This is a genomic window from Allobosea sp. AAP35, assembly GCF_001295925.1.
Lineage (GTDB): Bacteria > Pseudomonadota > Alphaproteobacteria > Rhizobiales > Beijerinckiaceae > Allobosea.
The window spans coordinates 22,349-35,494 of sequence record NZ_LJHQ01000036.1 but is presented as its reverse complement, the minus strand read 5'-3'; the positions used below and the strand labels follow the sequence as shown (position 1 = coordinate 35,494).

Sequence of the window (13,146 nt, the reverse complement as noted above, 5' to 3'; positions counted from 1 at the left end):
GCCGACGATCTGTCGAAGCGCACCGAGGAGCAGGCGTCGAGCCTGGAAGAAACCGCCGCCACCACCGAGGAGCTCGCGGCTTCCGTCAAGGCGTCGGCCCAGGCCTCGCGCGAGGCTGCCAGCATCGCGACCGAAGCCATGAATGCGGCGCAGTCGGGTGGCGCGATCGCCGGTCAGGCGGTCGAGGCGATGGCGCGCATCGAGAGCGCCTCGCAGAAGATCTCCGACATCATCCGCGTCATCGACGACATTGCCTTCCAGACCAATCTTCTGGCCTTGAACGCCGCCGTCGAAGCCGCCCGCGCTGGCGATGCCGGCAAGGGCTTCGCCGTCGTTGCCTCCGAGGTCCGGACCCTGGCGCAGCGTTCGAGCGCAGCCGCCAAGGACATCTCCGGCCTGATCTCGTCGTCCAATATGGAGGTCGGCGAGGGTGTGAAGCTCGTGCGCCAGGCCGGCGACCAGCTGACCCAGATCCTGGCCGCCTCGCGCAAGGTCGCCGCCACCATCGCCGACATCTCCTCGGCTGCCGGCGAACAGGCCAACGGCATCGACGAGATGAGCCAGGCGGTCGCGCATCTCGACGAAATGACTCAGCAGAATGCGGCCTTGTCCGAGCAGAGCGCCGCCTCGGCTGCCTCGCTCTCGACCCGCATCGGCCAACTGAACGACCTCGTCGCGGCCTTCAGGACCGGGCCGGAAGAGATGGGCACACGGCACGCCGCGCAGTCCGGGCCCACCGAGCCCGCGCGCCTTCGCCATCTCGCCGAGGCTGCCTTCGTGCAGACCAGGGCTCCTGTATCGAGGGCTGCAGCACCCGCGCCCGCTCCACGGGCACCGGCCAAGAAAGTCGCCAACAGCCGCGCTGGCGATGCCGGCTGGGAAGAGTTCTGAGCGGTCTCGCCCCGCGCCGAGTTCAGGGGCGGAGCGGATTCACGCCCGGCTTTCAAACCGGCACGGGGTTGGCACCTCCGAGACGGTGTGGATTGATCGGTTGAGTTTGAACCTCAGAGGCCGATCGAACGACTGCTGCTGCGACAGCACATGATCTCGTCGCATCCGGAGTCACATTCATGCCGTTCGCCCAAGCCCTTCTCAGGCTCAGCAGCTTCGCCACCCGCTTCGTGCCGACGCCGCTGCCGGCACAATCCCGCGACGTAGCCATCGCGGAGGCAGCTGATGCCCTCGCTCGCGCCGCGATCGGCCGCTGGGCCAGCGAAGACAGCGGCGTCGTGATCGAGTTGCGGCCGGACGGGCGCTACAACGAAGCCCAGCCAGGCAGCGCGGCCTGGCGCCATGGCCGCTACGAACTTGACCGCAACCTTATCTATTTCGAAAGCGATAGCGGGGATGTCGCCAAAGGCGAGATGACGCGCGGCGTGCTCAGAGTCGGCAGCGTCGCGTTTCGGCGCGGATATGGCGATGCCAGCGATCAGGCGGCTCTGGCCCGCGGGTGAGGGCCGGCCAAGGCGAACCGATCGGCCTTGACGAGATCGTCCTGCGTCAGCGGAGCCATGTCCACCCGCCCGATGTGGGGTGACGAGGCCGGGATCGGATCTGCCAGGATCGCAAGCAGGACCTCGCGGTCGATCTGCCCGTTGCCGATGACGGCGGCGAGCGCTTCGCGAGTCTGCCGCTCGGCTCGCAACTGCGCCCCGAGCGCGATGATGAGGCGATCCTTGTCCGAATTGCGCATGACGCTACACCTGCTGTTGGACTACCTGTCCAACCAGCGAGCCCGGCGACAGGTTCCGCCCGCAGCGCTGGCGTTTCCCGCCATTTCGTGTATACCCCGCGCCAACCGGCGTTAAAAACCGGCTGCGCGACCCCTCCTCGATGAGGCGCTCGCGGGCTTCGGACCCTGCTGGACGACATCCCGGCTGTGGCCCGCCAGATCAACACCCAACCGAAGGATCACACGATGTCGATCACTGCCGAGCGCAAGACCGCGCTCATGAAAGAGCATGCCACCAAGCCGAACGACACCGGCTCGCCGGAAGTCCAGGTCGCGATCCTCACCGAGCGCATCAACAACCTGACCGGCCACTTCAAGTCGCATGTCAAGGACAACCATTCGCGTCGCGGCCTGCTCAAGATGGTCTCGCAGCGTCGTTCGCTGCTCGACTACCTGAAGAGCAAGAGCGAGCCGCGCTACAAGACGCTGATCGAGAAGCTCGGCATCCGCCGCTGATCGTCGCCTGACATTCAACGCCCGGTGCGGTTCCGCTCCGGGCGCTTTCATATAAGGGGGGCGCCGCAATGGTGCGGCATCGACCCCGCTAAAACGCGACAGCCGCATGGGGCGGTCTGCCGCATGACCCGCCGGGCGCCTCTCGCCCATGGCAGGATCGCCAAGCGCCCGGGCGCGGATGGTTCAGTCCGAAGCCCGAGCGTTTCGCCGTCTTGCCCATGGGCTTGGGACGCGAAGGCGGGTCACATCCGATCCGAAAGATAAATCCATGTTCGATGTCCAGACCGAAGAACTGATGTGGGGCGGGCGCAAGCTCGTGCTCGAAACCGGCAAGATCGCCCGCCAGGCCGACGCCGCCGTGCTCGCCACCTATGGCGAGACCGTGGTGCTCGCGACCGTCGTCTCCGCCAAGACACCCAAGGCCGGGATCGATTTCTTCCCGCTGACCGTGAACTACCAGGAAAAGACTTTCGCCGCCGGCCGCATTCCCGGTGGCTATTTCAAGCGCGAAGGCCGCCCGACCGAGAAGGAGACGCTGGTCTCGCGCCTGATCGACCGGCCGATCCGCCCGCTCTTCGTCGAGGGCTACCGCAACGAGACGCAGATCGTCTGCACCGTGCTGCAGCATGACCTCGAGAACGATCCCGACATCGTCGCGATGGTCGCCACCTCGGCTGCACTGACCCTGTCGGGCGTGCCCTTCATGGGCCCGATCGGCGCCGCCCGCGTCGGTTATTTCGACGGCGCCTACAAGCTCAACCCGCTGGTCGACGAGATCAAGGAATCGCAGCTCGACCTCGTCGTCGCCGGCACGCCCGACGCCGTCCTGATGGTCGAGTCGGAGGCCAAGCAGCTCTCCGAGGAGATCATGCTTGGCGCCGTGATGTTCGGCCACAAGCACTTTCAGCCGGTGATCGAAGCGATCATCCGCCTGGCCGAGAAGGCCGCCAAGGAGCCGCGCGACTATACCCCGGCCGACAACGCCGTCGTTCTCGACGCCGTGCTCAAGCTGGTCGACAAGGACATCCGCGCCGCCTACCAGATCCGCACCAAGGCCGAGCGCTACAAGGCTCTGGACGCCGCCAAGGCCAAGGTCGCCTCGCTGATTACGGAGACGCCGGACGGCAAGACGACCTTCACCAAGGAGCAGGTCGGCGGCCAGTTCAAGGAAGCCCAGGCCAAGGTCGTGCGCTGGATGATCCTGGACGACAAAGTCCGCATCGACGGCCGCGACCTCAAGACGGTCCGCAAGATCGTCGCCGAGGCCGGCATCCTGCCGCGCACCCATGGTTCGGCGCTGTTCACCCGCGGCGAGACGCAGGCGCTGGTCGTGACCACGCTGGGCACCGGCGATGACGAGCAGTACATCGACTCGCTGGAAGGCACCTACAAGGAGACCTTCCTGCTGCACTACAACTTCCCTCCCTATTCGGTGGGTGAAGCCGGCCGCATGGGTTCGCCCGGCCGCCGCGAAATCGGCCATGGCAAGCTCGCCTGGCGCGCGATCCGGCCGATGCTGCCGGCGAAGTCGGAGTTCCCCTACACGATCCGCGTCGTCTCGGAGATCACCGAGTCGAACGGCTCCTCCTCGATGGCCACCGTCTGCGGCACCTCGTTGGCGCTGATGGATGCGGGTGTCCCGCTGAAGGCACCGGTTGCGGGCATCGCCATGGGCCTGATCCTGGAAGGCGAGCGCTTCGCCGTGCTCTCCGACATCCTGGGTGACGAGGACCATCTCGGCGACATGGACTTCAAGGTCGCCGGAACGGCCGAGGGCATCACCTCGCTGCAGATGGACATCAAGATCGCCGGCATCACCGAGGAGATCATGAAGGTCGCCCTCGAGCAGGCCAAGGGCGGTCGCGACTACATTCTCGACGAGATGAACAAGTCGCTTTCGACCTCGCGCGGCCAGCTCGGCGAATATGCCCCGCGCATCGAGACGATGAAGATCCCGGTCGACAAGATCCGTGAAGTCATCGGTTCGGGCGGCAAGGTCATCCGCGAAATCGTCGAGAAGACCGGCGCCAAGGTCAATATCGAGGATGACGGCACCATCAAGATCGCCTCGGCCGACGGCAAGTCGATCGAAGCCGCGATCAAGTGGATCAAGTCGATCGTCTCGGAAGCCGAAGTCGGCATGATCTATGACGGCACGATCGTGAAGATCATGGAGTTCGGCGCCTTCGTGAATTTCTTCGGCGCCAAGGACGGTCTCGTCCACATCTCCGAACTGGCCGCCCAGCGCGTCCAGAAGGTCTCGGACGTCGTCAAGGAAGGCGACAAGGTCAAGGTCAAGTTCCTCGGCCAGGACGACCGCGGCAAGATCCGCCTCTCGATGAAGGTCGTCGACCAGGAGACCGGCGAGGACCTAACCGAGAAGCTCAAGGCCCAGCGCGACGCGGAGAAGACCCGCGAGAAGCAGTCGGCCGAGTGAGGCTTACAGCAGCCGTGACGCGCTTGCGTTTCACGTGAAATCAAAAACGCCCCACATCGCCGATGTGGGGCGTTTTTGATTCAAGCGCATGTGCTGGCATGACTTGGCGTTAGAATGGACGGTAGCGGGTCCAGCTTCAAATCGGCGGCTGAGACTTACTGTTCTCTATCGACGCGCCACACGCTATCACCTTGGCCATGTCCAAGCGCCCCGGGCGACCACAGCTGTTACACCGGCTATCCCAGATCAGTCCGTACGGAAGCCTTCATTGAGCATGTAGAGGTTCTTGAGCTCGCAGAAGTCCGCCTGGTGCTCGGTCGGGCTATAATCGGCCCACTGGACACGGAAGCGCACCTTGCAGGAACCGGCATTGCTCTTCCAATCCATATCGACCGAACTGCCTGAACGCACCGGCCCGCCCAGCCAATTCTTGCTCCAGTTTCCGTTGGAGAACGTCTGGAATCCGGTGATCGTCCAGCCCTGCGAACGATTGTGAAGCTTGAAGGGATAGTCGCTTTGCGCATGCGCGCTCGTGACGGCCTGCGCTGCGAGGACCGCCGCCGCAACGACGAGAATACGAAACATCGAGAACTCCATTTTCTCCAAGATTGGAGGGAGTTGCCGTAAAGGAATGCGCCGATCCTGTATAGCCTGTTCGGACCAACGCGTTTCAAACTGACCCACGACCGAATGGAACGACAAACACTCCGACGGAACCGCTGCCCATGCCCACCCACACCCTGACCTCCATCGACGCACTTGAGGCGCTCTATCCCAACCCGATCGCGCCGGCGTCGATCGCCAAGGAGATCGACCATGTCGATGAGAATTACGCCGCGCTGATCGCCGCCTCGCCGTTTTTCGTGCTCGCGACCAGTGGTCCCGGCGGCCTCGATTGTTCGCCGCGCGGGGATCAGCCGGGCTTCGTCACGGTGGCGGACGCGAAAACGCTGCTGATTCCCGACCGAAGAGGCAATAACCGCCTGGATTCATTGAAGAATATCCTGTTCGACCCGCGAATCGGAATGCTCTTCCTGGTGCCCGGTTATGGGGAGACCCTGCGCGTCAACGGAGTCGCGGCCCTCTCCAGCGACCCTGAGTTGTGCGGGCGTTTTGAGATGGCCGGGAAGCTCCCTGCCTGCGTCATCGTGGTCACGGTGAAGAGCGTCTACTTCCAGTGCTCGCGCGCGGTGGTGCGGGCCGCGCTGTGGGACGCAGGCAAGCATGTCGCCAAGGGCGCGGTGCCGAGTGCGGGCACAATCCTGCGCGACATCACAGCGCGGGATGCGGCAGTCGAGACGTTCGACGGAGAGGCCTATGACAAGGCGTTGCCGGAGCGGGTCAAGGCGACGCTGTATTGAGGGGGCGACCGAGCCGCCACTCTGTCGTTCCGGGGCTTCGCATAGCGAAGAACCCGGAATCCATGACTGGGTGATTGCCCAATCGCAACCACCTCCCGCTTCGCAAAGCTATCGTCTCACCCGGTCGTGGGTTCCGGGTTCGGCCCGGAGGGCCGCCCCGGAATGACAGGCGTAGAGGCTTTCACAAAAGCCCTTCGTTCCCCGCGAGCACCTTGAGGTTCACATCCGGCCGCGCACCGACATGGCTGATGATCTCGGCGGCGGCCAGCGCGCCCAGGCGCAAGCTATCGCGAACCTCGCGGCCCGAGGTCAGGCCGAAGAGGAAGCCGGCCGCGAAGAGGTCGCCGGCGCCGGTGGCGTCGACAAGGCGCTCGATCGGGAAGACCGGCTCCTCGATCACGCCGTCGGGCGTCACGGCCAGCGCGCCCTTCTCCGAGCGGGTGACGACGGCGAGGATATTCTCTTCGCGCAGCGCCGCCAGGGCGTCCTCGAAGGCAGGCGCCTGGTAGAGGCTCTTCAGCTCGTGCTCATTGGCGAAGACGATGTCGACCATGCGGTTGCGGATCAGGCCGACGAACTCGTCGCGGTAGCGGTCGACGCAGAAGGAATCCGACAGGGTGATCGCGACCTTGCCGCCAGCCTTGTGGGCGATCTCGGAGGCCTTGCGGAAGGCGTCCTTGGCGGCCGGCGGGTCCCAGAGATAGCCTTCGAGATAGATGATGTCGGCGTTCTCGATCGCCTTGGCATCGACATCGGCGGCGGTGAGGCCCTGGCAGGCGCCGAGATAGGTGTTCATCGTGCGCTCGCCATCGGGCGTGACGATGATGAAGGAACGCGCGGTCGCCGGCCCCTCGGTTGCGGCCGGCGTATCGAAGGCGACGCCGAGCGAGGTCAGATCGTGGCGGTAGAGCTTGCCGAGCTCGTCGGCCTTGACCTTGCCGATGAAGGCGCCCTTGCCGCCGAAGGAGGCCAGCCCTGCGATGGTGTTGGCAGCCGAGCCGCCGGAGATGACCTTGCCCGGGCCCATCGCGGCATAGAGCGATTCCGCGCGGGCCTCGTCGATCAGGGCCATCGCCCCCTTGGTCAGACCATGCGTTGCCAGGAAATCCTCCTCGGCGGAGGCGATGACGTCGACGATGGCATTACCGAGAGCGAGAACGTCGGTGCGCGTGCTGGTCATGAGAAGCCCGATGCTGTGCGAAAGAGGGATGTCGATGGGTCAAGGCAAGCCGTGGCGCGGCGTGTCGCATCCGCGGTGGCGCGGGTCAAGCGGACCCGTCGGGGCGGCTGCGCCGTGCGGCAGCCTCGTCCAGCACGGTCGCCAGACGCTTCAGCTCATCGGCCTCCAATTCGCCGATCTCGCGCGCGAGGCGGTTCGCCAACAGGGTCGCTTCCGGCTCAAGGCCGGCGGTATCGACGGTGACGCGCGGATGCGAGAGATCGGCCAGCCGCACCAGTTCGTCGGCCTCGTCCCAGATCACGCCCAGCACATGAATGACGCCCTGGATCAGGGTGAAGGTCGGGCGGCCGCGCTTGCCGTGTTCCAATGCCGAGAGATAGGCCGGCGTCACGCCGAGCACGCTCGCCATGTCGGCCAGCGTCATGCCACGCTTGTCCCGATGCTCGCGCACGCGCCGGCCGAAGGGTGTCACGGCCCGGCCTCGCGGGCGCGACGCAAGCGGACATAAAGCGCGCCGGAACCGCCATGGCGGGCCTGGGCCTCCTCGAAACCCACAACCAACGGCCGCAGATCGGGCAGGCGCAGCCAGTGCGGCACGACCCGGCGCAGGACACCACGCTCGTCGCCGAACAGCCCCACGCCAGCGCCGCCCTTGCCGGTGACGATCAGCGCCAGCCTTGTACCCCGCCCCTGCTCGCGGCGCAGAAAATCGCGCAGCGCCAGATGGGCCTCATCCTGGCGCATCCCATGGAGATCGATCACCGCCTCGACGCTCTGCTGGCCGCGCCGGAGCTGCGTGCGCAGGCGGTTTTCGAGCGGCGCGAGCGGGGGTGGTGTTGGCTTAATCGACGCCGGCCGCACTGCGGCGGCAACAGGCGCGGTCCGGGCCTCTTCCACCGCGGAGACAACGGGTGGCGCAACAGGGTCGGGCTCGACGGGAGAGCGACCTGGCAGCGGCTTGACCGAGCGCGCAACCTGGCGCCAGAGCGCGAGATCGGCCTCCGACAATGTCCGCCCCCGCCGCACACGCATCGCTAGCGCCCAGCGTCGCGGGGCCAGAGCAGGATGAAGTCGACCGGGTGACGGATCAGCCCGGCGCGGTGCCCGGCGGTCGCCCCCGAACCGACGAAGAGATCGAGCCGGGCCGGGCCGAGGATGGCCGAGCCGGTGTCCTGCGCGATGGTAAGCCGCGCCAGCCGCTGCATCGCGCCGGCGCCATCCGGCAAGGTCGCATCGATCCAGACAGGCAGGCCATAGGGCCACAGCGTGCGGTCGATCGCGATGCTGCGCAGCGGCGTCAGCGGCAGGCCGGCGCCGCCAATCGGACCGGACTCAGAGGGAAGATCGTCGCGGCGGGCGAAGAAGACGAAGGAGCGGTTCTGAAGAATCAGCTCGCGGGCGAAGGCGGCATCGGCTTTCAGCCGCGCGATCAGGCGGTCCATCGTCATCTGCGCGGGCGGAATGCCCTCACGCTCGCTCAGAACCCGACCAAGCGAGGTGTAGGCATGGCCGTTGCGACCGGCATAGACGAGCCGCGTCACCGAGCCATCGGGCAGGCGTATGCGGCCCGAGCCCTGGACCTGCAGAACGAAGCGATCGACGGGATCGCGCATCCAGAGAATTTCGAGATTGCGGCCTTCGAGCGCACCGGTCTCAATCGCGCGCCGATCGGGAAAGGGCTCAAAGCCCCGGGCCGTGCGGCGGGCAGCCGAAAGGTCCTTGAGACCCAGCCAGTTGTCGCCCGGCATGCGTGTCACCAGCTCCGGCGGGCGGCCATAGAGCGGCGTCGGGAATTCAGGCGAGTATGTGAGGGAGCCTTCGAATTCAGGCTCGAAATAACCGGTCATGAAGCCGGTCCGTTCCGGCGCCGGGCGGATGCGCCAGAAGGCGAAGTGCGTTTCGAAGAAGGTTCTCGCGGCCTCTGGCGACACAGGGCCGGCGGCCTGCAGGCGCCGGGCCCGTGTGCAGGCTTCGGAGAGAGCCGCCGGAACGGCAAGGGCCGCTCGCAGCGGCGGCTCGGTCTGGCAGCCCCCGGCGAAGATCGCGAGCGCGGCGGCGTGGTCGTCCTTTGTCCAGCCGGCGATGTCGGCGGGAACCAGCGCTTGCGCGCTGGCGCCTTGAGGAAGGGACGGGGGAGAAGCGGCCATGGCGGTCACCGGGATCCCACCCGCCGCGAGCAGCAGCGCCAGTGCGACACCGGCGCCACGGATCACGCGGCTGATTCGGTCGCGACCAGGAGCCAGTTGGGGTCGCGGCTGCCGAGCTGGCGCGAGAACGTCCAGATATCGTTGACCGTGGACACCGCCTCGGCGCTGCCATCGACCACCGTGCCCTGCGCATCGCGGGTGACGCTGATGAGCTGCGAGACGAAGGCGATGGTCACCTGCGCGGTCTTGCCCTTGACGTCGACGGCGGTGATCTCGGCCTTGTCGATCGAGACGAAGTTGGACTCGGCCTTCTCGCCGCGCTTCTCCCGATCGCCGATCGCCTGCTCGAAGCCGTCATAGACCTCCTTGGCAAGGAGACCCTTGAGCATCTTGCGGTCGCCGCGGGCAAACGCGGTGACGATCGTCTCGTAAGCGGATTTGGCGCCGCCCAGGAAGCCACGCGGGTCGAAGCCCGGCTCCTGTTTGATGATGCCCTCGATGCCGGCGATGATCGGCGAATCGGGCGGGGCAATGTCGCTCCAGCGATCGGCCGCGGGGGCCGAAGCGGCTGAATCATTGGCTGCACCCGGCAGGCGGATGACGTTGTCGCGCTTGGCTTCGGCGGGGCCGCCCTGGTCCTGGCGCTGGGGCGGGGCCTCGCGACGGGAGAAGGGATCGGTCGGCGGCTGTTCGCTGCCGGTTTTCTGGCCGAGCACGGAGCGCAGCTTCCAGGCGACGAAAACGGCCAGAGCCAGGAAGACCAGAGTCGTCATGTCGAAGGAATTTTGCATCGAAAGCTGACCCGAGGCTCCAGTCGCAGGGAAAACATCCAGCAACTCCCGAGCGGAAGCGCTGCTCTGCGTCATATGGTGAGCTAGGCTCGTAACATCCACCCCCCTGCTTGTGAAGGCGGCTTCTTGTGCGGCGCATTGGTCCATGATAGCCGACGGCCGCGTCGCTCTTGCAGAGGACGACGCAGTCCAAGGCCTCGGACGGGTGCGGACTTCCCGAGACATCCAGCCAGAAGCGATGAGACCGATGGCCAACGAACTCCCCAACGGCAACGGAGCCGGCGAGCTTGCGCCGAGCATGAGCGCGCTGATCCAGTACACCAAGGACTTCTCCTTCGAGAACCCGAAGGCGCCGCGCGGTCTCGGCCAGCCGCAGGCGCAGGAAGGCCCGCAGATGTCGCTGCAGGTCAATGTCTCGAGCAGCGCGCTCGGCGACAATGATTACGAGACCGTGCTGCAGCTGGAGGGCAAGGCCGAGATCAATGGCGAGATGCTGTTTGCCTTCGATCTGAGCTATGGCGGCGTGTTCCGCCTGCTGAACGTGCCGCAGGAGCATGTGCATCCGGTCCTGGTGATCGATTGCGCCCGGCTGCTCTTCCCCTTCGCCCGGCAGATCATCGCCGAAGCGGTCCAGAATGGTGGCTTCCCGCCGTTCTATGTCCCGCCGATCGATTTCGCGGCCCTGTTCCAGCAGCGTATGCAGGAGCTTCAGGGGCAGCCGAACGTCGTCCAGAACTGATCCTGAAGCGATCGACGACAGCGATCCAAGAGCCCTTCGGGGCCCTTTTTCGTCGGGCATCCTGAGAGGTTTAAGACCACCCTGCCCTTGCGGGCGGCCGCCTGGCTCTCCATCTCGGGCGAATAGACAGGCGGACGGCCCCATGGCCGCCCGCCGTTTTCGTGTTCCGGAGGACCGATGGACTATCTCATGACGCTCGCCGCCGACCCCGCAGTCTGGGTTGCGCTCGGCGCCTTGATCGCCATGGAGGTCGTGCTCGGCATCGACAACCTGATCTTCATTTCCATCCTGACCAACAAGCTGCCCGAGCATCAGCGCTCGCGCGGCCGCAAGATCGGCATCGGGCTGGCGCTGATCCTGCGGCTGGCCCTGCTCGGCACGGTCGCGTTCATCGTCCAGCTGACCGCACCGCTGTTCTCAGTGTTCGGTAAGGCCTTCTCCTGGCGCGACCTGATCCTGATCGGCGGCGGCCTGTTTCTGGTCTGGAAGGCGACCGTCGAGATCCATCACAAGGTCGACGCCCAGCAGCACCCTGAAACCGTCGATGTCGGCCGCGCCGCGGCGGTGACCTTCAGCGGCGTGATCTTTCAGATCCTGCTGCTGGACCTGGTGTTCTCGATCGACTCGATCATCACCGCCGTCGGCATGACCAATCATATTCCGGTCATGGTGATCGCCGTCGTCGTGGCTGTGCTCGTGATGCTGCTCGCGGCCGACCCGCTGGCGCATTTCATCGAGGAGAACCCCACCATCGTGATGCTGGCGCTGGGCTTCCTGCTGATGATCGGGGGCACGCTGATCGGCGAAGGCTTCGGTGCGGATATTCCCAAGGGCTATATCTATGCGGCGATGGCCTTCTCGGCGCTGGTCGAAGGGCTGAACATGCTCTCGCGCCGGGCGATGAAGCGCAAAGGCGAATGAGCCCAAAAGGCCTGAGGCAGCTCTCGCCTCAGGCCTCCTCGGCGATGCCGAGATAGCCGCGCCAGAGCTGCGTCTTGCCCAGCGAGCGGATGAACCCCTCATGCGCCAGGAGGGCGGCCTCGTCGAGACGGGGCGCGAGGGGTCGCAGCCTCTGCGGTCGTTCGACGACGATGCCGGCGAGCCCGGACCTGCCGGTCTCCGCCGATCCCAGGCCGAGCGAGGCCTGCTTGCCGCCGATCAGCTCGATATAGACTTCCGCCAGGATCTCGGCATCGAGCAGGGCGCCGTGCCGCGTGCGGCGGCTGTTGTCGATGCCGTAGCGCGAACAAAGCGCGTCGAGGCTGTTGGACGCTCCCGGGTGCTTGCGCCTTGCCATCGACAGCGTATCGACGACGAGCGCCTGCTGGATCGGGCCGCGCCCGACCTTCTGCAGCTCCATATTGAGGAAGCCGACATCGAAGGCGGCGTTGTGGATCACCAGCCGCGCGCCTTCGATGAAGCCGATGAATTCATCGGCCACCGCTGCGAAGACCGGTTGCGGCGCCAGGAACGCATCCGACAGCCCATGGACCTTGAAGGCGCCTTCCGACATCGGCCGTTCCGGGTTGATGTAGCGGTGGAAGCTGCGACCCGTCGGGCAATGATTAACCAGTTCGACGCAACCGATCTCGACGATGCGATCGCCGGCATGGGCTTCGACACCGGTGGTCTCGGTATCGAGAACGATCTCACGCATGGTTGCTCGCCTTCTTCCGCCGCACGCGACCGGGGCGACCCGCGAGCGCCCTCACGATAGAGCCGACCTGCCGTCGCGCGGCCAGCACGCCGCGCGACGTGTCCACAATGAAGTGGGCCGCCGCGCGCTTCTGCCGATCCGGCAGCTGGCGCGCGAGGATCGCCGCGAATTTCTCTGGCGTCATCTCCGGCCGCGCCAGAACCCGCTCGCGCTGGACCTCGGCGGGCGCGCTGACGACCAGGACCGCATCGCAGCGACCCTCGCCGCCGGTCTCGAACAGCAGCGGCACGTCGAGGACAGCAAGCTTCTCTCCGGTCTCGCGGCAGCGGCGCAGGAAGGCCTCCTCCTCCTCGCGCACCAGCGGATGGATGATCGTCTCCAGCCGGCGCAGGGCCTCGGGCCGGCCGAGCACGGCAGCCGAGAGCCGCTGGCGGTCAACCGCCCCCTCGACGACGACACCGGCGAAGGCCTCGCCGATCGGCGCCACGGCCCGGCCGCGATAGAGCCGATGCACGCTGGCATCGGCATCGTGAACCGGAATGCCGCATTCGAGGAACAGGCGCGCGGTCGTGGACTTTCCCATGCCGATCGAACCGGTGAGGCCGAGGATGAAGGTCATGAGATGTGCGCCGTCGTCGTTTGCGCC

At 66.1% G+C, this 13,146-nt stretch carries 16 protein-coding genes; 7 read left to right on the top strand and 9 right to left on the bottom strand.

Annotated elements, in window-relative coordinates; translation table 11 throughout:
* Together IP69_RS12305 and IP69_RS12300 are read left to right on the top strand one after the other, a co-directional pair.
* A partial coding sequence (locus tag IP69_RS12305) for a methyl-accepting chemotaxis protein (protein ID WP_282568240.1) occupies positions 1-891 on the top strand: 891 nt, incomplete at its 5' end.
* A gap of 179 nt (positions 892-1,070) precedes the next feature.
* Entirely contained in the window at positions 1,071-1,454 is a 384-nt protein-coding gene (locus IP69_RS12300) for an Atu4866 domain-containing protein (RefSeq protein WP_054143115.1), read from the top strand.
* Here IP69_RS12300 and IP69_RS12295 read toward each other — a convergent pair.
* Positions 1,430-1,693: a hypothetical protein gene (locus IP69_RS12295; RefSeq protein WP_054143114.1), complete on the bottom strand. Its 264-nt coding sequence runs from the start codon at positions 1,691-1,693 to the stop codon at positions 1,430-1,432. The genes IP69_RS12300 and IP69_RS12295 overlap by 25 nt on opposite strands.
* 225 nt (positions 1,694-1,918) lie before the next feature.
* Between IP69_RS12295 and rpsO the strand changes: the two genes are divergently transcribed.
* On the top strand, positions 1,919-2,188 hold the full coding sequence (gene rpsO, locus IP69_RS12290; protein WP_054143123.1) for a 30S ribosomal protein S15: 270 nt from the start codon (positions 1,919-1,921) through the stop codon (positions 2,186-2,188).
* Positions 2,189-2,456: 268 nt separating this feature from the next.
* On the top strand, positions 2,457-4,625 hold the full coding sequence (gene pnp / locus IP69_RS12285; RefSeq protein WP_054143113.1) for a polyribonucleotide nucleotidyltransferase: 2,169 nt from the start codon (positions 2,457-2,459) through the stop codon (positions 4,623-4,625).
* A gap of 246 nt (positions 4,626-4,871) precedes the next feature.
* On the opposite strand, the gene IP69_RS12280 is transcribed toward pnp, so the two are convergent.
* Positions 4,872-5,210 carry a hypothetical protein gene (locus IP69_RS12280; protein ID WP_082359260.1) on the bottom strand — a complete coding sequence of 113 codons (339 nt, stop codon included), beginning with the start codon at positions 5,208-5,210 and terminating at the stop codon, positions 4,872-4,874.
* A 140-nt stretch (positions 5,211-5,350) separates the two neighbouring features.
* On the opposite strand from IP69_RS12280, the gene IP69_RS12275 reads away from it, so the two are divergent.
* Positions 5,351-5,986 (top strand): pyridoxamine 5'-phosphate oxidase family protein, encoded by a 636-nt coding sequence (locus IP69_RS12275; RefSeq protein ID WP_054143112.1) that lies wholly within the window; start codon positions 5,351-5,353, stop codon positions 5,984-5,986.
* Positions 5,987-6,167: 181 nt separating this feature from the next.
* Here the strand turns inward: IP69_RS12275 and IP69_RS12270 are convergent, their stop codons facing one another.
* From IP69_RS12270 to IP69_RS12250, 5 genes are all read right to left on the bottom strand, one after another.
* On the bottom strand, positions 6,168-7,166 hold the full coding sequence (locus IP69_RS12270) for an adenosine kinase (RefSeq protein ID WP_054143111.1): 999 nt from the start codon (positions 7,164-7,166) through the stop codon (positions 6,168-6,170).
* Between the two features lie 85 nt (positions 7,167-7,251).
* Positions 7,252-7,638 (bottom strand): helix-turn-helix domain-containing protein, encoded by a 387-nt coding sequence (locus IP69_RS12265; protein WP_054143110.1) that lies wholly within the window; start codon positions 7,636-7,638, stop codon positions 7,252-7,254.
* Entirely contained in the window at positions 7,635-8,198 is a 564-nt protein-coding gene (locus IP69_RS12260) for a Smr/MutS family protein (RefSeq protein WP_054143109.1), read from the bottom strand. Before IP69_RS12260 ends, IP69_RS12265 begins: the two co-directional genes overlap by 4 nt.
* A 2-nt stretch (positions 8,199-8,200) precedes the next feature.
* Positions 8,201-9,379, bottom strand: a complete 1,179-nt coding sequence (locus IP69_RS12255) for an MltA domain-containing protein (protein WP_054143108.1) — start codon at positions 9,377-9,379, stop codon at positions 8,201-8,203.
* A complete protein-coding gene (locus tag IP69_RS12250) occupies positions 9,376-10,104 on the bottom strand; it encodes a Tim44/TimA family putative adaptor protein (protein WP_054143121.1) in 729 nt (242 codons plus the stop codon). Before IP69_RS12250 ends, IP69_RS12255 begins: the two co-directional genes overlap by 4 nt.
* Positions 10,105-10,351: 247 nt before the next feature.
* On the opposite strand from IP69_RS12250, the gene secB reads away from it, so the two are divergent.
* Both secB and IP69_RS12240 read left to right on the top strand, forming a co-directional pair.
* Entirely contained in the window at positions 10,352-10,843 is a 492-nt protein-coding gene (secB, locus tag IP69_RS12245) for a protein-export chaperone SecB (protein WP_054143107.1), read from the top strand.
* 177 nt (positions 10,844-11,020) lie between these two features.
* Positions 11,021-11,764 carry a TerC family protein gene (locus tag IP69_RS12240; RefSeq protein ID WP_054143106.1) on the top strand — a complete coding sequence of 248 codons (744 nt, stop codon included), beginning with the start codon at positions 11,021-11,023 and terminating at the stop codon, positions 11,762-11,764.
* Between the two features lie 28 nt (positions 11,765-11,792).
* Here IP69_RS12240 and dnaQ read toward each other — a convergent pair whose 3' ends face one another.
* Positions 11,793-12,500 (bottom strand): DNA polymerase III subunit epsilon, encoded by a 708-nt coding sequence (gene dnaQ, locus IP69_RS12235; RefSeq protein ID WP_054143105.1) that lies wholly within the window; start codon positions 12,498-12,500, stop codon positions 11,793-11,795.
* Complete coding sequence (gene coaE / locus IP69_RS12230; RefSeq protein ID WP_054143104.1) at positions 12,493-13,119, bottom strand: dephospho-CoA kinase; 627 nt, start codon at positions 13,117-13,119, stop codon at positions 12,493-12,495. The genes dnaQ and coaE overlap by 8 nt, the downstream gene beginning before the upstream one ends.
* Positions 13,120-13,146 lie beyond the last annotated feature (27 nt).